Genomic DNA, 17,632 nt, shown 5'->3' on the forward strand with positions numbered 1-17,632 from the left:
GTGGGGGGCCGGGCCCGGCGGGGGTGGCGGGCACCTGCCCCTCACGCGTAATTGACGGGCCGTCAGGCCGGCCCGCTCATTCGGCGTCATCCCACGGGATCACCCCGAACGACCCGAGTTCGGCCAGCAGCGCCCGGAACCGTTCGTAGGCGGCCTGACACGTAGAGTGCCGCTCGTAGGCGCGCGCGGACACGGCCACCACTCCGCCGGCCCTGTCACGCAGCCGCCATACCCAGCCGCTGCCCTCCGAGGTGTGGTGCACCGCACCGGGTAATTCCGTGATGCCCGCGCACAGCCGCTCGAACTCCGCCCTGCACTCGTCGTACCCGCGATACATCCTTGCCGCCACAGCGATCACCCGCCCGTTCGTGGCAGTGAGTCGCCATGAATAAGTGCCATCTGCACCTATGTCTATTTGGCAGCGCGTGCCCGGTACGGCCGCGCCCCCCATTCTTGCCGCCATCCATCCCCACTCCTGTATCCCCATATCAGGAAGCCGCGCGAGTCGGCGCTGGTTCGTCGTTCACGCGGCACAGGCAGATTAGTGATGCTAGAGAGAAACTTGATCTACGGGTGGAACATGTTTCACGCGAAGGTTGTCCCTCGTTCACACAGTTGACCAACAGGTCACCCCAAGCCTGGGCGAACTCCCCAGCTCTCAGAGGTGGTTCGAGCCTCCGCAGCACCCGCTCCCAGGGCCTCGGGCGCGCGGGACGGTACGCGTAGGTGGCCGCCAGGTCCGCTGAAATTCGAGTCGAATTTTCCCTTCGGTTTTCCATGGAGTCGATGCACAAGATATTCGCCCGCATTCTATTTGCCGGGAAAACTGCGGCTCCTTTCCGCCCTCATGCCGAAACGTTCCGAAATCTCGCCGCAACGAGTACGCTGCACACGTCAATTCGGGCCCGCCTGTGGCAAATTGGCAGGCCGCGGCATTCACATTGGGGAATTCGCATGCGTATTAGCTCAGCTGTCGCCGCTGCGTGTGGCGTCATCGCCCTGTCCGCCCTCACCGTTCCGGCCGCGCACGCCGACGAGAAGTTCGGCGACACCGACATCACCGGCGTCGTCGTCAACGGCGGCAACCCCGTCGTCGTCGGCACCGGCATGAGAACCGTCACCGTCGCTGTCACCGCGACCGACCCGTCCGGCCTGCAGCAGATCGACGCCACCCTCTACCACGGGACCTTCGCCGCCCAGGACACCGCCGTGGCCTCGGCGAAGGTCTGCGGCCCGACTGCGGACACCACCACCACCTGCACTCTGACCTTCACCCTGGCCCCCGGCACCGCCCCGGCAAACGACTCGCTGGCCGGCGGCTGGAGCGTCAGCGCCTATGCGATCGCCCCCGACAGCGACGCCGTGTTCCTGGACACCGCGGCCACGTTCAACGTGCTGCGCGACAGCCAGGCCAGCGTCGCCACCAGCCCCAAGCCGGTGAAGCGGGGCCGCGTCCTCACCGTGACGGGCGGCGTGACGAACGCGGACTGGGCGACCGGCGCGTTCGCCGGGGCCACGGCCGGCCAGTCCGTGGCCCTTCAGTTCCGCCCGGCGGGCAGCAGCACGTACTGCACCGTCAAGACCGTCCTGACCGGCGCCGGGGGCGCCCTCTCCACGTCCTTCCGCGCCTACACCGACGGTTACTACCGCTGGTCGTACGCCGGCTCGGCCACCACCGCGGCCGCGAACTCCGCGGACTCCTTCGTCAACGTCGTGGGCTGACCCCCGAACCCACCCCGAACCGACAGCGCCGGGCAGCCTTGGGGGGCTGCCCGGCGCCCCGGCGGAGCAAGAGCGCGGTCAAGGGGTGCCGCCCCGCACAGCGGTCAGGACAGCCACCGGGTGACGAGCACCGCGATCCAGGCGATACCGAGGACCGCGGCATACGGCCACAGCGGGCGCCCGCGCTCCTCCTCCCCGCTCTCGCCGGTGGGCCGCCGGGCGGGGTCGGCGATCATCGCGGAGAGTTCGGCGGCGAGGGCGTCGTAGGGATGGATACGGCCGCGCCCGCGTTGCAGCCGGGCCGAGTGCGGGGCCGCGACCACCCAGGAATCGCCGCCGCGCCACCGGAGCTTCAGGTCGAACCCGTCCCGGCGGGCAGAGCGGAGGTCCTTCCAGGGGATGTGCCGCGGCTGCCGCAGACCGTTCAGCCAGATGCCGGTGCGGTCGGCGGTGATGCGCCAGGACAGTTTCACCGGGATCCGGGTGGCGCCCCACATCCCCATCAGGATCAGCAGGAAGCGGTGCCAGAGGCTCTCGTCGGTCGCGATCCAGTAGAGCCAGCCGGCGCACTGCGCCATCAGGAAGGCCGCCAGCCAGTCCACCGGGCCCGCCCGCCAGCGCCGTACCGGCACGGGCTCGGCGTTCCGCGCCGCCACGGCCGCGACCAGCTCCGCGTGCCGCGCGTCGTTCCGGGCCGCCCGGACGGCCGCCCGCTTCTCCCGCACGAGCCGCCGCCGCACCTCCGCCTCCGACAGCGGCCGTACGGGGCCGGTCGACCACTGCGCTCGCGGCGCCCCGCCCGGCTTGGAGGGAGCGCTGACGAGGAGGATCTCGGCGCCGTCGTAGGGGGTGCCGTAGAGGACGGCCTCACGGACGGGGCCGGAGCGCTCGGCGACCGGACCGTCGGTGAGGGCGTCGTCGAGGGTGTCGAGGAGGCCGTCGATGTCGTCGGGGTGCTCGGAGGTCTCCGGGTTCTCAGGGTCCTGAGGGTCCTGAGGGTCATCAGGGTTCTCGTGGGCGTGGCCGGTGCCGTCGGCGGTGTCCGTACGGCCTGCTCTGTTGTACGGGTCCGAGATCGCGACCCGGAACAGGGGCCGTAGCGCGGCCGTGTCGTCGGCGGCGAGGACCTCCGCGTCGCCGAACACGGTCTCCCGGATCAGTACGCGCAGGACCGGGGCCGGAGCCTCGCGCAGCGCCCGGGCCCGCCGCCCGCCCAGCGCGCCGGACAGCAGGACGGTGAGGCCGAGTCCGATCACGTAGACGCCGGTCATCGTGGCGGCCCACTGGTCCTCGCCGTGGAGGACGAGGGGCGCCAGGGCGGTCACTACGGCACCGGGAACGAGAAGGAACGTTCCGGCGCCGATGAGGAACCGTCCGCGGCGAACCGGCCGGTCGGCGTCGGGGAGGCGGGCCGTGACCCCCTCGGACGCGGCGAGGGCCGCCTCCCGTTGCCGGGCACCCGCGCGTACCCGGTATTCGGCGGGCGGCACGGAGAGCACCAGCGCCGGCAGGACGACACCGCCGAGCACCCACCAGGACGCGTGCGGCGGCCACGACGCGTACCCGACCACCGCGACGAACAGGACCGCCGCCGAGTACCAGATGATCTCGGGCCGCCACAGCACCCAGATCGCCTGGAGCGGCAGCACCGCCGCCAGATACGGCGGCAGCCCGCCGTAGTACAGCAGCGCCGCCGCGGCCAGCCAGCCGCACAGCACCGCGAGCTTCACATGGACCACCCGCAACCGCACCGACATCCGGCGCGGCGGCAGCGCCTCCGTCCACCGGCGTACCTGCTCGCCGCGCCAGCGGAGGGCGCCGTCGGGTATCGCGGAGGCGGGCAGCCGCAGCGGCTCCCGGACGTTCGTGTCCATGACTTCCCAGAGACTCGGACCACGGGCGTGGTCGGCGTGGCTCGGCTTCGCCTCCGGGTGGGGGGACCGCCGTCGCGGCCGAGTTCGGGTCGAATGATGACCCGGAAAGCTGTGAGAGCGGGAGGGTGCCGGTCCGGTCAACCGGTCACCGGCATGAGCACGCTCCGGTCAGCCCGTCGCCAGCAGGATCGCCAGTACGACGGCACCGGCGAGCGCCGGGGCGATCACCTCGTACGCCCAGCGCACCGTGACCTCGCCCTGCGCCGACTCGGCCTGCTCGCGGTTCTCCAGCAGCTCGTTCAGGTCGCTCATGATCTGGTCGGACTCCGCACGCGTGGCCTCACCGGCCGCGGAACCGCCGCCCACGCTGCCCCCGAAGCCCCCGAACCCGCCGAACCCGCCGCCGAAGCCCCCGGCCCTGCCGCCCCGGCCGGCCTGGCCGCCCGCCTCCGCCTTGGACCGCGCCTCGCGGCGTGCCGCCCGCTTGCGGCTGCGCAGCGAGACCGGGATCGCCCACAGCTGGAACTTGGTGCCGGACTTGGCGATGACCTCGTTCGAGAGCCCGGAGCGCAGCGCGGCGACCTCGCCCCACGGCACCACGACCAGCCGGAACGGGTTGCGCACGCGCAGCCGGTCGTCGTTGGCGTACACGGCCGGACGGAACGTGAAGGCGACCACCAGCGGCACGACGAGAATCAGTCCCGCGAGCGCGAGCCACGGCGTGCGGCCGTTTCCCCGCACGAGGGCGTCGATGCCCAGCCAGAGCCCGATGGCGAGCAGGAGTACGCCGCCTGCGATGCCCATGGAGGACCTGTAGACACGGTCCGGGGGCTGCGGTGCGGGGGGCTCGTGGTGCGGGGTCGTCATGGTGCCGATTGTGCCTCAGCCGTTCGCCTTGTCGCCGTTGGGGACCTGTGCGTTCGCGACCGCGGGTGCGTTGTGGTTGCTCGCGCCCCCGCGGCGGAGCCGCATATCGAAACAGCCCCGCGCCCCTTAGGTGGGACCAGGAATCCGGGGTGTACAGCAGCTACGCGCGTAGATATGCTCGTCTGGTGACCATGCCCACCACTGCACCCACAGCACACGCTCTCGGTGACGTCACCGCGTCCGACAGCACGCTGCGCCGTTTCCTCCACGGGCTGCCCGGCGTCGACGCGGTCGGCCTGGAGGCGCGTGCCGCCTCGCTCGGGACCCGTTCCATCAAGACCACCGCGAAGGCGTACGCCATCGACCTCGCCATCTCGATGGTCGACCTGACGACGCTCGAAGGCGCGGACACCCCCGGCAAGGTCCGGGCGCTCGGCGCCAAGGCGGTCCGCCCCGACCCGACCGACCGTACGAGCCCCTCGACCGCGGCCGTCTGTGTCTATCCCGACATGGTGGCCGTCGCCAAGGAGGCCGTCGCCGGTTCCTCCGTGAAGGTCGCCTCCGTCGCCACCGCCTTCCCGGCCGGCCGCGCCGCGCTCGACGTGAAGCTGGCCGACGTGCGTGACGCGGTCGCCGCCGGCGCCGACGAGATCGACATGGTCATCGACCGCGGGGCGTTCCTCGCGGGCCACTACATGAAGGTCTACGACGAGATCGTCGCCGTGAAGGAGGCCTCGGGCGCCGCCCGCCTGAAGGTCATCTTCGAGACCGGCGAGCTGTCCACGTACGACAACATCCGCCGCGCCTCCTGGCTCGGCATGCTGGCCGGCGCGGACTTCATCAAGACGTCGACGGGCAAGGTCGCCGTCAACGCCACGCCCGCGAACACCCTGTTGATGCTGGAGGCGGTCCGCGACTTCCGCGCCCAGACCGGCATCCAGGTCGGGGTGAAGCCCGCGGGCGGTATCCGCACCTCCAAGGACGCCGTCAAGTTCCTGGTCATCGTCAACGAGACGGCCGGCGAGGACTGGCTGGACAACCACTGGTTCCGCTTCGGCGCGTCCTCGCTCCTGAACGACCTGCTGATGCAGCGTCAGAAGCTGGCCACCGGCCGCTACTCCGGCCCCGACTACGTGACGGTGGACTGATCCACATGGCTCTCTTTGACTACGCTCCGGCGCCCGAGTCCCGCTCGGTCGTCGACATCGCGCCCTCCTACGGCCTGTTCATCGACGGCGAGTTCACCGAGGCGGCCGACGGCAAGGTCTTCAAGACCGTGTCCCCGTCCACCGAAGAAGTGCTCTCCGAGATCGCCCAGGCGGGCGAGGCGGACGTCGACCGCGCGGTGAAGGCCGCCCGCAAGGCCTTCGAGAAGTGGTCGGCGCTGCCCGGCTCCGAGCGCGCCAAGTACCTGTTCCGCATCGCCCGGATCATCCAGGAACGCAGCCGCGAACTGGCCGTCCTGGAGACCCTGGACAACGGCAAGCCCATCAAGGAGACGAGGGACTCCGACCTCCCCCTGGTCGCCGCGCACTTCTTCTACTACGCGGGCTGGGCCGACAAGCTGGACCACGCCGGCTTCGGCGCGAACCCCCGGCCCCTCGGCGTCGCGGGCCAGGTCATCCCCTGGAACTTCCCGCTCCTGATGCTGGCCTGGAAGATCGCCCCGGCGCTGGCGACCGGCAACACGGTCGTCCTGAAGCCCGCCGAGACGACACCGTTGAGCGCGTTGTTCTTCGCGGACATCTGCCGCCAGGCCGGCCTCCCCAAGGGTGTCGTCAACATCCTTCCGGGATACGGCGACACGGGCGCCGCGCTCGTCGCGCACCCCGACGTCAACAAGGTCGCGTTCACCGGCTCCACGGCGGTCGGCAAGGCGATCGCACGCCAGGTGGCCGGCTCGACCAAGAAGGTCACCCTCGAACTCGGCGGCAAGGGCGCGAACATCGTCTTCGACGACGCCCCCATCGACCAGGCGGTGGAGGGGATCGTCACCGGCATCTTCTTCAACCAGGGTCAGGTCTGCTGCGCGGGCAGCCGCCTCCTCGTCCAGGAGTCCATCCAGGACGAGCTGTTGGACTCGCTGAAGCGCAGGCTCTCCACCCTCCGCCTCGGCGACCCGCTCGACAAGAACACGGACATCGGCGCGATCAACTCCGCCGAGCAGCTCTCCCGGATCACCACACTCGTCGAACAGGGCGAGGCGGAAGGCGCCGAGCGCTGGTCCCCGTCCTGCGAACTCCCTTCCTCCGGCTACTGGTTCGCCCCGACGCTCTTCACGAACGTCACCCAGGCGCACACCATCGCCCGCGACGAGATCTTCGGCCCGGTGCTGTCCGTACTGACCTTCCGCACGCCCGAGGAGGCGGTCGCGAAGGCCAACAACAGCCAGTACGGCCTCTCCGCCGGCATCTGGACCGAGAAGGGCTCCCGCATCCTCGCCGTCGCGAGCAAGCTGCGCGCGGGTGTCATCTGGTCCAACACGTTCAACAAGTTCGACCCGACCTCGCCGTTCGGCGGCTACAAGGAGTCGGGCTTCGGCCGCGAGGGCGGTCGCCACGGCCTGGAGGCGTACCTCGATGTCTGATCGACTCTCAGTCTTCAAGACCTACAAGCTGTACGTGGGCGGGAAGTTCCCGCGTTCCGAGAGCGGCCGGGTGTACGAAGTGACCGACGCAAAGGGCAAGTGGCTGGCCAACGCCCCCCAGGGGAGCCGCAAGGACGCCCGGGACGCGGTCGTGGCGGCCCGCAAGGCGTTCGGCGGCTGGTCCGGCGCGACGGCCTACAACCGGGGCCAGATCCTCTACCGCATCGCCGAGATGCTGGAGGGCCGCAAGGACCAGTTCGTGCGCGAAGTCGCCGACGCGGAGGGCCTGTCGAAGTCGAAGGCTTCCGTGGTCGTGGACGCTGCGATCGACCGCTGGGTCTGGTACGCGGGCTGGACGGACAAGATCGCGCAGGTGATCGGCGGCGCGAACCCGGTGGCGGGCCCGTACTTCAACCTCTCCTCCCCCGAGCCGACGGGAGTGGTCACCGTCCTGGCCCCCCAGGAGTCGTCGTTCCTCGGGCTGATCTCGGTCGTGGCGCCGGTGATCGCGACCGGCAACACGGCGATCGTCGTCGCGAGCGAGAAGTCCCCGCTCCCCGCACTGTCGTTGGGCGAGGTCCTGGCCACCTCCGACCTGCCCGGCGGAGTCGTCAACATCCTGTCCGGCAGGACGGCGGAGATCGCGACCCCCCTCGCCGCCCACCAGGACGTCAACGCGATCGACCTCGCGGGCGCCGACGACGTACTGGCGAAGGAGTTGGAGATCGCGGCGGCCGACAACCTGAAACGAGTTCTCCGTCCACAGCCTGTGGATTACAACGAGACTCCGGGCATCGACCGCCTGACGGCCTTCCTGGAGACGAAGACGGTCTGGCATCCGACGGGTTCACTGGGAGCCGGTGGCTCCTCGTACTGAGCTGGGCCGAAGGCCCAGCTCAGGGGCGCGGGGCGGTATTGGATCTGCGGCTCCGCCGCGTGGGCGCGACCAGCCACAACGGACTCGCACCCGGCAACGAGCCCGCAGCTCCCCGCCCCTCCCCCGCAACAGCTCAACCCCCCAACAGGCCCGTCACCTGCCCGACCACCGGCATGCTCCCGATCGACTGAGCCTCCGCCACCGGCCCCGTCAGCGCCTGCGAGGCCAGCGGCTGAAAGTCGGCGAGCTGCGTGGCGACCCCGTTGTCGAGCGGGTCAACACCCGTACCAGCAAGGGGGTTGGGCTTGAGCCCGGCAATCGGCCCCGTGACATAGCCGACGGTGCCGATGAGCGCGCCAAGACCCGCCGCGGGGTCGATCTTGCCCAGAGACGTGGGCCGCGTCCGCATCACGTCGACGACCGGCGCGGTGTCCGCGGAGGCCGTCGCCGCGCCCGCACCCAGGGCGACTCCGGCCGTCGCGAGGGCGACCAGGGCGCGCTGGGCGTTCGGGTGCTGGGAGGACGTGTGTCGTGCCATTGGGGGTGCCACCTTCTGGTGCGCAGGGTAATCAGGTCAGCACGAAGGGTAGTTGACGTGTGATGCGCGTTCCAATGCCGACCCGCGGGGTCGGCAGGACGTACGGAATACGTCAAACTGGTGTCCCGTGAGCATCCTTTCCCCGTCACCGGCCCGTGTCGTGCTGCTGTGCGGCCCCTCGGGTTCCGGCAAGTCCCTCGTCTCGGCCCGCTCCGGTCTTCCCGTGCTGCGGCTCGACGACTTCTACAAGGAGGGCGACGACCCGACGCTGCCACTGGTGGCGGGGAGTTCGGACATCGACTGGGACCATCCCGACTCCTGGGACGCGGAGGTCGCGGTCGCCGCGATCGTCGAGCTGTGCCGCACGGGTCGTACGGATGTGCCGGTCTACGACATCTCGCTGAGCGCCCGTACGGGCACGGAGGCGGTCGATGTGGGCCGGACGCCGTTGTTCATAGCGGAGGGCATCTTCGCCGCCGAGGTCATCACCCGCTGCCGGGAGCTGGGTGTCCTCGCGGACGCGCTGTGCCTGAGCCGGGGTCCGGTGCGCACCTTCCGCCGCCGCTTCCTGCGGGATCTCCGGGAGGGCCGTAAGTCCGTGCCGTTCCTGTTGCGGCGCGGCTGGCGGCTGATGCGGCTGGAGCGCTCGATCGTGGCCCGTCAGACGACGCTCGGCGCGTACGCCTGCGACAGGGACGAGGCGCTGGGCAGGCTGGCAGCGGCGGCGGTGGGCCGGCGCCCGGCGGCGGCTCCCACACCCGCACCCGCACCCGCACCCGCACCCACCAGCTGACGGCACACACGAAGAAGCGGGACTGGACGGACCCCCCGGCCCTCCAGTCCCGCTCCCTCATTCCCCCGTGGTACTTCCCCCGTGATTCCCCCCAGGACCCCGTCGGCGCCCCCCAGCGCCGATCCCCCGTGGTCCCTCTGGTGCTCCCCCGTTCCCCACTTCCCCCCAACCCTCAGGCGACGAGCTCCCCGAAGGCGTCCTCCTCGTCACGGCCGAAGCTGAGGACCTCGTCCTCGCGCATGCGGCGGAGCGACCGCCAGATGCTGGACTTCACCGTGCCGACACTGATGTCGAGGATCTCCGCGATCTCCGGGTCCGTGCGGCCCTCGTAGTAACGGAGGACCAGCATGGTGCGCTGGAGTTCGGGCAGCCGGGCCAGCGCCTGCCACAGGACCGCGCGCAGTTCGGTGCCGCGCATCGCGTCCGTGTCGCCGGGCGTCTCCGGCAGTTCCTCGGTCGGGTACTCGTTCAGCTTGCGGCGGCGCCACGCGCTGATGTGCAGGTTCGTCATGGTGCGGCGGAGGTAGCCCCCGACCGCGGCCTTGTCGCTGATCCGGTCCCACGCCTTGTACGTCGAGAACAGCGCGCTCTGCAGCAGGTCCTCGGCCTCGAAGCGGTCGCCGGTCAGGTGGTAGGCGGTCGCGTACAGGGAGGCGCGGCGCTCCTGGACGTAGGCGGTGAACTCCGCCTCCGACAGCGAACGACGCTCCCCCGTGTCCTCCCTGTACCCGCTTCCCCCGTGCGCTTCCCCCGTGTGCGCGTCAACCACCGTCATGTAACCGGTGTGCTGACGCCCGGCACCGCGAACGCACCCCCGCCCGCTCACGGCACCGGACTTCTCGGAACCCCGGGTGACGTCGTGCAGACGCGTGATGACTGCGTTGTTGCTGGTGCTGTGCAGCGTGCTCATCTCGCGCCCCCCGTAGTGGACTTGCCCGGTGTTCGGATCTTCCGGCTCGGTTCCTCGTGGTTCCTTGCCTGTGACGAAAATCCTGCCGGGGTCACTTCATGGACGTGTCCGCCGACTGTCACAGACCTGTCACAGGGGTCCCTCTCTGCGGCCGCCCTCAGAAAACGGACAGTCCGGTCACAGAAAGCAGCGCTAGGAGCACGTACCCGTGCAGGTGTCGAAACACCGCCCCCACATGGGCCAGAATGAGCCCGTGCCTTCCCTGTTGCTGATCGAGGACGACGACGCCATCCGGACGGCCCTGGAGCTCTCGCTGACGCGCCAGGGACACCGGGTAGCCACCGCTGCCAGCGGCGAGGACGGTCTGAAGCTGCTGCGTGAGCAGCGGCCGGACCTGATCGTGCTGGATGTGATGCTGCCCGGCATCGACGGTTTCGAGGTGTGCCGGCGCATCCGGCGCACGGACCAGCTGCCGATCATTCTGCTCACCGCGCGCAGCGACGACATCGACATCGTCGTCGGCCTCGAGTCCGGCGCCGACGACTATGTGGTCAAACCCGTGCAGGGGCGGGTGCTGGACGCCCGCATCCGGGCCGTGCTGCGGCGCGGGGAGCGGGAGGCCAACGACGCGGCCTCGTTCGGTTCGCTGGTGATCGACCGGGCCGCGATGACCGTCACGAAGAACGGCGAGGACCTCCAGCTCACGCCCACCGAGCTGCGGTTGCTCCTGGAGCTGAGCCGGCGGCCCGGACAGGCCCTGTCCCGGCAGCAGTTGCTGCGCCTGGTGTGGGAACACGACTACCTCGGTGACTCGCGCCTGGTGGACGCCTGTGTCCAGCGGCTGCGCGCCAAGGTCGAGGACGTGCCCTCGTCCCCGACGCTCATCCGTACCGTGCGCGGCGTCGGTTACCGCCTGGACTCGCCTCAGTGACCGACGCACCAGGGGGGATCCGCGGCTGGCGCCCGGGTCGTAAGGGAGTTCTGTGGCGGCTGCGGTTCACCAGCCTGCGCCTGCGGCTGGTGGTCGTCTTCGGTCTGGTCGCGCTGACCGCCGCCGTGTCCGCGTCCGGCATCGCCTACTGGCTCAACCGCGAGGCCGTCCTCACCCGCGCCCAGGACGCGGTCCTGCGCGACTTCCGCCAGGAGATGCAGAACCACGCCGGCGCCCTGCCCGTGCACCCCACACAGGACGAACTCATGCGCACGGCGGGCCAGATGGCCAACAGCAGCCAGCGCTTCAGCGTCCTGCTCGTCGCCCAGGACACCGACTCCAAGACGGTCTACGGCAACTCCGGCGGCCTGAACGGCTTTTCACTGGAGGACGTGCCCAAGTCGCTGCGTACGGCGGTGAACAAGCAGCAGTCGGTGACCGACGGCAACAAGGAGCCGTACCACCTGTACTGGCAGCGGGTGACCGAGCACGGCACGCCGTTCCTGGTGGCCGGTACCCGGATGATCGGCGGCGGCCCAACGGGCTACATGCTCAAGTCACTTGAGCCGGAGGCGAAGGACCTCAACTCCCTCGCCTGGTCGCTCGGTATCGCCACCGGCCTCGCGCTGATCGGCTCCGCGCTGCTCGCGCAGGCCGCCGCGACGACCGTCCTCAAGCCCGTGCACCGCCTCGGCATCGCCGCGCGCCGACTGGGCGAGGGCAAGCTCGACACCCGGCTGCGCGTGTCCGGGACGGACGAACTCGCCGAACTCTCAAGGACGTTCAACCAGACGGCCGAGGCGCTGGAGAAACGGGTCGCCGACATGGCCGCCCGCGACGACGCCTCGCGCCGTTTCGTGGCCGACATGTCCCACGAGCTACGGACTCCACTCACCGCGATCACGGCCGTAGTTGAGGTCCTGGAGGAGGAACTCGACGCCGAGACCGGCAGCGTGGACCCGATGATCGAGCCCGCAGTACGGCTGGTGGTCTCCGAGACCAAGCGGCTCGGCGACCTCGTCGAGAACCTGATGGAGGTCACCCGCTTCGACGCGGGCACCGCCCGGCTCGTCCTCGACGACGTCGACATCGCCGACCAGATCACCGCCTGCATCGACGCCCGCGCCTGGCTCGACGCCGTCGACCTCGACGCCGAACGCGGCATCCACTCCCGGCTCGACCCGCGCCGCCTCGACGTCATCCTCGCCAACCTCATCGGCAACGCCCTCAAGCACGGCGGCTCGCCGGTCCGGGTCTCGGTCCGCCTGGAGGACGACGACCTCGTCATCGCCGTCCGCGACCACGGCCCCGGCATCCCCGAGGACGTCCTCCCGCACGTCTTCGACCGCTTCTACAAGGCGAGCGCCTCCCGCCCCCGCTCCGAGGGCAGCGGCCTCGGCCTCTCCATCGCCCTGGAGAACGCCCACATCCACGGCGGGGACATCACCGCCGCCAACTCCCCCGACGGCGGCGCGGTGTTCACCCTCCGCCTGCCGAGGGACGCCTCCGCACTCATGGAGGAGACCGACAAGGGCGAGGGCGAAGGGGACAGTTCGAAGGGGAACTCCTCATGAAGGCACGCGGGTTGCTGACTCTCCCCCTCCTCGCACTGCTGCTCGCCGGATGTGGCATCCGGGCCACGGAGGTGCCGACCGACTTCGGACCCGCGCCCTCGATGGTGCCCTGCACGCTCACCGAGCCGGACGTGTCGACGCAGGCCGCGCGCGGGGTGCCCGTGCAGGTGTTCCTGCTGTGCGGGTCGTCGCTGGTGACCGTCGACCGGACCGTACAGGTGCCGGACGGCACCGCGGACGTGCAGCGGCGCGTGATCGTGGCGCAGGGGCTGCTGGACCAGCTCGCGCAGTCGCCGTCGCCGGGCGAGAAGGACGCCCGGTACACGACCGACGTGCGGGGCGGCATGACGGTCAGCGGACCGCGCCCCAAGGACCCCAAGGACGCGCTGCGGCTGAGCAATTCACCGGCCGACCTGACGTCGTACGCGCTCGCCCAGATCGTCTGCACGTTCTCCGACTCCGCCGCGGCCGAGGGCGACGGCTCCGTCATCCTCGGCGGCCCGGGCGACGCCCCGCTCCGCCGCTACGAATGCACGGACGACGTCCGCTCCGCCCCTGGCACGAAGGCGCCGCCTTCCACCGAGGTGACGGGGGGCTGAGGGGGCGGGCGGGCCGGCGGGGCGCGCCGGGCCGACAGGCGGGATGCTCCCGCGCCGGCTGTGCCGCCCTTCGCGCCCTCCTCCTGGTGGCACTCCGCGACCGGACCTCCACGGCGTTCCCCGACGGGTTCGGCCTCGTGGGCCGAATCATGCCGCCTCCTCCGTAAAGCGCCCCGGAGGTGAACCACCCGGAAAAGAGGGGTGTGGCGGAAGCCTCAGCCCGGTGCTTGGGCCCTACCCGGAACCGATCGTGCCGGAGGGGGCGTCTAGTGGGGCGTGCAGCGTCAAGGCTCCATCGGCGGCAGTGCCGCGATTCGCGTCCGTGTGACAGGAGGTGTCCTCCTCGTCGCACATCTCGTGCTCGTCGCCTGGGTCACGCTGCGCCCGCGGGACGTCCCCTGGGTGATGCCGCCGAACCTGCACCCGCTGGCCAGCATCCGGGCCGATCTGGCACTGGGCTGGCCCGAGGCGACGAAGCGGATCGGTGAGGGCCTCGCGCTGCTGGCCCCGCTGGGCGTCCTGCTCCCGATGGTGAGCGGCCGGCTGCACGTCTCGCCGCTCGCGTCCCTGATCCGTACGGTCGCCGCCGGCGCCCTGATCTCGCTCGGCATCGAACTGCTGCAGACCGGTGTGCCGGGCCAGGTCGTGGACATCGACTCGCTGCTCATGAACACGGTGGGCGTGGCCCTCGCGCACGCCGCGATCGTCCCCGCCGCCCGCGCCTGGCTCCGCCGCAGGGGCGAGAGCCCCCTCCCCGCGCCCCTCCTCCAGGAGGAAGCGACTCAGGGACGGACCCCGACGATTCCCAGGGTCGGCATCGCACCGTAGAGCGACGCCCGCCGGCCGACGGCTCCGTACCGTTGAAGGCAGATGGGCAGCCCGCCCACACCAACGAACGCCCAGGGCCCACCAAGGGCCAGTGTCCCCACGCGTCGGCCGGGAGAGAGCCGTAGGGGGCGCGCCGGTGTCGAGAGTGCGAACGCGCGGAGGCGCGAAGCGTCGAGCACGATCGCGCTCTCGACACCGGCTGAGGCGCCCCCGAAGGCGAACGACCCAAAAGAAGGAGTGCGCAAGATGACCGCCATTGCCCGCCCCACCCAAGGCCGCATGATCGGCGGAGTGTGCGCAGCGCTGGCGCGGCGCTTCGGTACCTCCGCGACCACGATGCGGGTGATCTTCCTGCTCTCGTGTCTGCTGCCCGGGCCGCAGTTCCTGCTCTACATCGCGCTGTGGATCCTGTTCCCGTCCGAGGACAAGGTGCGCACCGAGGCCTGGTGAACAACCCACCACGGCCCGGCGCACGTACGCCGATGGGGCGCACCCCTCGTCCAGGGGGCGCCCCATCGGCGCGTTCAGGGGGTGGGCTCGGCCCAACGGACCTCAGCCCAACTGACCTCAGCCCAGCGGAACGCCGTTCAGCGGCAGGCCGTGCGTGGGCAGGCCCGTCTGGGACAGCGGGAGGCCGCCCAGCAGGCCGGCGACGGGCGCGGTCGGGCCGTCGGAGAGGACCTTCTCGGCGGCCGGCTGCACGGCGGACAGGCCACCCGCGAGCGCGGGCTGCGCCTGGCTCAGCGCCTCGCCGGCACCCGGGAGCGCCTTGGTGACGTTCTCCGCGGGCAGCGTGTGGGTCACGGCGCCCAGCACCTGGGTGGTGTCCGGGACCGCCGGAGCCGCGCTCGCGGCACCCGCGCCTACGGCGGCGAAGGCGGCACCGAGGGCGGCGACACCGAGGGTCTTGGCAGCAGACTGCTTCATGGTGAATGCGTCCTTGAATGGGATGACGGGGATGTGAGCGGTCCAAGACCGTAAACACGCGAAGCCGTCCGCCGCAAACATCGAAATGCGGACGGATTGTGAACACCCGCCCGCATTCCCTGCCCTCCGCTCAGTCCCGTTCAGCCCTCTTCGGGCACAGAACCGCTGGTGGAAGCCGTCTGCCGGAACAGCCACTCGGATTTGAGTTCGGCATATCCGGGCTTGATCACGTCATTGATCATGGCCAGTCGTTCATCGAAAGGAATGAATGCTGACTTCATAGCATTGACGGAGAACCATTGCATGTCGTCGAGCGAATAACCGAACGCCTCGACAAGGTGCTCGAATTCACTGCTCATGCTGGTGTGGGACATCAGCCGGTTGTCGGTGTTGACCGTGGCCCGGAAGTGGAGCCGGCGCAGCAGCCCGATCGGGTGCCCGGCGTAGGAGTCGGCGGCGCCGGTCTGGAGGTTGGAGCTGGGGCACAGCTCCAGCGGGATGCGCTTGTCGCGGACGTAGGAGGCGAGCCGGCCGAGCTTGACCGTGCCGTCTTCCTGGACCTGGATGTCGTCGATGATGCGCACGCCGTGGCCGAGCCGGTCGGCGCCGCACCACTGCAGCGCCTGCCAGATGGACGGCAGCCCGAAGGCCTCGCCGGCGTGGATGGTGAAGTGGTTGTTCTCGCGCTTGAGGTACTCGAAGGCGTCGAGGTGCCGGGTGGGCGGGAATCCGGCCTCGGCGCCCGCGATGTCGAAGCCGACGACGCCCAGGTCGCGGTAGCGGTTGGCGAGTTCGGCGATCTCCAGGGCGCGGGCGGCGTGCCGCATGGCGGTGAGCAGCGCCCCGACGCGGATCCGCCGGCCGTTCTCCCTCGCGAGCGACTCCCCTTGCCGGAAGCCCTCGTTGACGGCCTCGACGACCTCTTCGAGGCTGAGCCCGCCGTCGAGGTGCTGCTCGGGCGCGTACCGCACCTCGGCGTATACGACGCCGTCCTCGGCGAGGTCCTCAGCGCACTCGCGGGCGACCCGGATCAGCGCGTCCCGGGTCTGCATCACGGCGACGGTGTGCGAGAAGGTCTCCAAGTACCGTTCCAACGAACCGGAGTCGGCGGCCTCGGCGAACCACACGCCGAGCTTGTCCGGGTCGGTCTCGGGGAGTCCGGTGTACCCGGCGTCCCCCGCGAGTTCGACGATCGTCCCCGGGCGGAGGCCGCCGTCGAGGTGGTCGTGCAGCAGAACCTTCGGCGCCCGGCGGATCTGGTCCGGCGTCGGGGTGTTCGCGGTGCTCTGGCTCGTCATTTCCGCACTCTAACTCCTACGCGCGTAGATCGCCCGTTGTACGAATCCGTCGATACGTAACGGTGACCGCGCGGAAGGATGGCGTACACGCTCACTTCTGACACTGTTCTGTCATGGCACAGCAAGCGACGCCGGTTCGGACGGCCCGGCTGGGGAGAGCGCTCGGTCCAGAACCGACCTCGGTGAGCGGCGTGGTCCTGCTGCTTCCCGGCGGCGACGAGGTCTCCGGGCGCCGGCCGTCCCCTCTCCTGGCGACGGCCTCCGTACGGGCATTGGGGCGCCGGCTGTCCCGGGCGGGCGCGGACGAGGGACTCGCCGCGCATGTCGTCCACTACCGCGTGCGCGGCTGGAACGGCAGCGAGGCGTATCTCGCGCACGACGCCACCTGGGCGGTGGACGAGGTCGTACGACGCTACGGAGACGTGCCCGTGTGTCTCGCCGGCATCGACATGGGCGGCCGGGCCGCACTGCGCTCCGCCGGACACGAGGCGGTCAACTCCGTGGTGGCGCTGGCCCCTTGGCTCCCAGAACAGGACGTGGCCGCACCACCCGAACCGGTGAAGCAGTTGATGGGCCGCCGAGTCCTGATCGTCCACGGCACGAACGACGAACGGACCGACCCCGAACTGTCGTTCCGCCTGGCAGCCCGCGCCAAGAAGGCCAACCGTGACGTATGCCGCTTCGAAGTCCACTCCGACGGCCACGCGTTGCACCAGCACCGCCAGGAAGTACACGCACTGACCGAGGACTTCGTCCTGGGCGCACTGTTCGGACGGGCGTTCGCCCGCCCGGTGGAGGACGCGCTACAGGCTCCGCCACCGCTGGGCCTGCGGATGCCACTGGCGGCGGGCTTCGGGCGTTCCTTGCGGAAGTGAGCGGGGTGCTGCGGCCGACCGGCGAAGACCCGGGTGGCGGGCGGGCAATGCAGGCGTGCCACTACTGCGGGCAAAGCGGCCAACCGGCCCGCGCTCGGGGCGAGCCGGGAATGCGATGGCGGCGAATTCCGGGCGTTCCCTGCGCAGGTGAACCGGGCACGAGCGCGCGGCGCGGCGGCCGACCGGCCAGGCGCCGGGGCGAGTCGGGACAGGCGTTCTCGCTTCCGCCGCGTGGCACTCCGGCCAACTGGCCGGTGTCCCGGGCGAGTCGGGCATGCGCCGGCATCGGGCTTCGGACGCTCCCTGTGCAAGTGCCCCGGACGCGACCGCGCGGCAGGCGGCCTACCGGCCGGCGCCCCCGGGGCCGGCCGGGAAAAAGGCCCCCCCGCCCGGGGCCCCCGCCCCCACCCCCCCGCGGCCCCCCCCCCCGCC

General features: G+C 70.7%; 18 protein-coding genes. 11 read left to right on the top strand and 7 right to left on the bottom strand.

Features of this window, described 5'->3' with window-relative positions:
- Nucleotides 1-76: 76 nt before the first annotated feature.
- Nucleotides 77-349 (bottom strand): hypothetical protein, encoded by a 273-nt coding sequence (locus tag ACFXC1_RS30640; protein WP_381248491.1) that lies wholly within the window; start codon nt 347-349, stop codon nt 77-79.
- A 605-nt stretch (nt 350-954) separates the two neighbouring features.
- Here ACFXC1_RS30640 and ACFXC1_RS30645 point away from each other — a divergent pair.
- On the top strand, nt 955-1,722 hold the full coding sequence (locus ACFXC1_RS30645) for a calcium-binding protein (RefSeq protein WP_381248494.1): 768 nt from the start codon (nt 955-957) through the stop codon (nt 1,720-1,722).
- Nucleotides 1,723-1,826: 104 nt separating this feature from the next.
- Here ACFXC1_RS30645 and ACFXC1_RS30650 read toward each other — a convergent pair whose 3' ends face one another.
- Nucleotides 1,827-3,596, bottom strand: coding sequence for a hypothetical protein (locus ACFXC1_RS30650; protein ID WP_381248496.1), 1,770 nt, complete (start codon nt 3,594-3,596; stop codon nt 1,827-1,829).
- Between the two features lie 168 nt (nt 3,597-3,764).
- Complete coding sequence (locus ACFXC1_RS30655; RefSeq protein WP_381248499.1) at nt 3,765-4,463, bottom strand: PH domain-containing protein; 699 nt, start codon at nt 4,461-4,463, stop codon at nt 3,765-3,767.
- 191 nt (nt 4,464-4,654) lie between these two features.
- On the opposite strand from ACFXC1_RS30655, the gene deoC reads away from it, so the two are divergent.
- Genes deoC through ACFXC1_RS30670 form a run of 3 tightly spaced genes read left to right on the top strand, consistent with a single transcriptional unit; the run spans nt 4,655 to nt 7,927 of the window.
- Nucleotides 4,655-5,611, top strand: a complete 957-nt coding sequence (gene deoC / locus ACFXC1_RS30660) for a deoxyribose-phosphate aldolase (RefSeq protein ID WP_381248502.1) — start codon at nt 4,655-4,657, stop codon at nt 5,609-5,611.
- A gap of 5 nt (nt 5,612-5,616) precedes the next feature.
- The gene (locus ACFXC1_RS30665; RefSeq protein ID WP_381248505.1) at nt 5,617-7,050 is read left to right on the top strand and encodes an aldehyde dehydrogenase family protein; all 1,434 of its coding nucleotides are present in this window, start codon (nt 5,617-5,619) and stop codon (nt 7,048-7,050) included.
- On the top strand, nt 7,043-7,927 hold the full coding sequence (locus ACFXC1_RS30670) for an aldehyde dehydrogenase family protein (protein WP_381248508.1): 885 nt from the start codon (nt 7,043-7,045) through the stop codon (nt 7,925-7,927). The genes ACFXC1_RS30665 and ACFXC1_RS30670 overlap by 8 nt, the downstream gene beginning before the upstream one ends.
- A 133-nt stretch (nt 7,928-8,060) precedes the next feature.
- On the opposite strand, the gene ACFXC1_RS30675 is transcribed toward ACFXC1_RS30670, so the two are convergent.
- Entirely contained in the window at nt 8,061-8,465 is a 405-nt protein-coding gene (locus ACFXC1_RS30675; protein WP_381248511.1) for a hypothetical protein, read from the bottom strand.
- 127 nt (nt 8,466-8,592) lie between these two features.
- Between ACFXC1_RS30675 and ACFXC1_RS30680 the strand changes: the two genes are divergently transcribed.
- Complete coding sequence (locus ACFXC1_RS30680; protein WP_381248514.1) at nt 8,593-9,258, top strand: uridine kinase family protein; 666 nt, start codon at nt 8,593-8,595, stop codon at nt 9,256-9,258.
- 172 nt (nt 9,259-9,430) lie between these two features.
- Here ACFXC1_RS30680 and ACFXC1_RS30685 read toward each other — a convergent pair whose 3' ends face one another.
- A complete protein-coding gene (locus tag ACFXC1_RS30685) occupies nt 9,431-10,168 on the bottom strand; it encodes a SigE family RNA polymerase sigma factor (protein WP_019066937.1) in 738 nt (245 codons plus the stop codon).
- Nucleotides 10,169-10,421: 253 nt separating this feature from the next.
- On the opposite strand from ACFXC1_RS30685, the gene afsQ1 reads away from it, so the two are divergent.
- The 5 genes from afsQ1 (at nt 10,422) to ACFXC1_RS30710 (ending at nt 14,550) form a co-directional block, all read left to right on the top strand.
- On the top strand, nt 10,422-11,099 hold the full coding sequence (gene afsQ1, locus ACFXC1_RS30690; RefSeq protein ID WP_019066936.1) for a two-component system response regulator AfsQ1: 678 nt from the start codon (nt 10,422-10,424) through the stop codon (nt 11,097-11,099).
- Nucleotides 11,096-12,673, top strand: a complete 1,578-nt coding sequence (locus ACFXC1_RS30695) for an ATP-binding protein (protein WP_381248519.1) — start codon at nt 11,096-11,098, stop codon at nt 12,671-12,673. Before afsQ1 ends, ACFXC1_RS30695 begins: the two co-directional genes overlap by 4 nt.
- Nucleotides 12,670-13,272, top strand: a complete 603-nt coding sequence (locus ACFXC1_RS30700; protein WP_381248521.1) for a hypothetical protein — start codon at nt 12,670-12,672, stop codon at nt 13,270-13,272. The genes ACFXC1_RS30695 and ACFXC1_RS30700 overlap by 4 nt, the downstream gene beginning before the upstream one ends.
- Nucleotides 13,273-13,548: 276 nt before the next feature.
- Complete coding sequence (locus tag ACFXC1_RS30705; RefSeq protein WP_381248524.1) at nt 13,549-14,100, top strand: VanZ family protein; 552 nt, start codon at nt 13,549-13,551, stop codon at nt 14,098-14,100.
- Between the two features lie 246 nt (nt 14,101-14,346).
- Nucleotides 14,347-14,550 (top strand): PspC domain-containing protein, encoded by a 204-nt coding sequence (locus ACFXC1_RS30710; protein WP_026178268.1) that lies wholly within the window; start codon nt 14,347-14,349, stop codon nt 14,548-14,550.
- Between the two features lie 117 nt (nt 14,551-14,667).
- Here the strand turns inward: ACFXC1_RS30710 and ACFXC1_RS30715 are convergent, their stop codons facing one another.
- Nucleotides 14,668-15,027, bottom strand: coding sequence for a hypothetical protein (locus ACFXC1_RS30715; protein WP_019066929.1), 360 nt, complete (start codon nt 15,025-15,027; stop codon nt 14,668-14,670).
- A 140-nt stretch (nt 15,028-15,167) separates the two neighbouring features.
- Nucleotides 15,168-16,325 (bottom strand): adenosine deaminase, encoded by a 1,158-nt coding sequence (locus tag ACFXC1_RS30720; RefSeq protein ID WP_381248527.1) that lies wholly within the window; start codon nt 16,323-16,325, stop codon nt 15,168-15,170.
- 113 nt (nt 16,326-16,438) lie between these two features.
- Here ACFXC1_RS30720 and ACFXC1_RS30725 point away from each other — a divergent pair, with 113 nt between their 5' ends.
- Nucleotides 16,439-17,200 carry a dienelactone hydrolase family protein gene (locus ACFXC1_RS30725; RefSeq protein WP_381248530.1) on the top strand — a complete coding sequence of 254 codons (762 nt, stop codon included), beginning with the start codon at nt 16,439-16,441 and terminating at the stop codon, nt 17,198-17,200.
- Nucleotides 17,201-17,632: the final 432 nt, after the last annotated feature.

The organism is Streptomyces hokutonensis (assembly GCF_042751305.1).
GTDB lineage: Bacteria > Actinomycetota > Actinomycetes > Streptomycetales > Streptomycetaceae > Streptomyces > Streptomyces hokutonensis_A.

Bases quoted from the DNA above. Each gene is read 5' to 3' on its own strand.
- ACFXC1_RS30675 (WP_381248511.1), bottom strand. From the start codon at position 8,465: ATGGCACGACACACGTCCTCCCAGCACCCGAACGCCCAGCGCGCCCTG.
- ACFXC1_RS30645 (WP_381248494.1), top strand. From the start codon at position 955: ATGCGTATTAGCTCAGCTGTCGCCGCTGCGTGTGGCGTCATCGCCCTG.
- deoC (WP_381248502.1), top strand. From the start codon at position 4,655: ATGCCCACCACTGCACCCACAGCACACGCTCTCGGTGACGTCACCGCG.
- ACFXC1_RS30715 (WP_019066929.1), bottom strand. From the start codon at position 15,027: ATGAAGCAGTCTGCTGCCAAGACCCTCGGTGTCGCCGCCCTCGGTGCC.
- ACFXC1_RS30700 (WP_381248521.1), top strand. From the start codon at position 12,670: ATGAAGGCACGCGGGTTGCTGACTCTCCCCCTCCTCGCACTGCTGCTC.
- ACFXC1_RS30720 (WP_381248527.1), bottom strand. From the start codon at position 16,325: ATGACGAGCCAGAGCACCGCGAACACCCCGACGCCGGACCAGATCCGC.
- ACFXC1_RS30665 (WP_381248505.1), top strand. From the start codon at position 5,617: ATGGCTCTCTTTGACTACGCTCCGGCGCCCGAGTCCCGCTCGGTCGTC.
- ACFXC1_RS30650 (WP_381248496.1), bottom strand. From the start codon at position 3,596: ATGGACACGAACGTCCGGGAGCCGCTGCGGCTGCCCGCCTCCGCGATA.
- ACFXC1_RS30670 (WP_381248508.1), top strand. From the start codon at position 7,043: ATGTCTGATCGACTCTCAGTCTTCAAGACCTACAAGCTGTACGTGGGC.
- ACFXC1_RS30685 (WP_019066937.1), bottom strand. From the start codon at position 10,168: ATGAGCACGCTGCACAGCACCAGCAACAACGCAGTCATCACGCGTCTG.
- ACFXC1_RS30725 (WP_381248530.1), top strand. From the start codon at position 16,439: ATGGCACAGCAAGCGACGCCGGTTCGGACGGCCCGGCTGGGGAGAGCG.
- ACFXC1_RS30655 (WP_381248499.1), bottom strand. From the start codon at position 4,463: ATGACGACCCCGCACCACGAGCCCCCCGCACCGCAGCCCCCGGACCGT.
- ACFXC1_RS30710 (WP_026178268.1), top strand. From the start codon at position 14,347: ATGACCGCCATTGCCCGCCCCACCCAAGGCCGCATGATCGGCGGAGTG.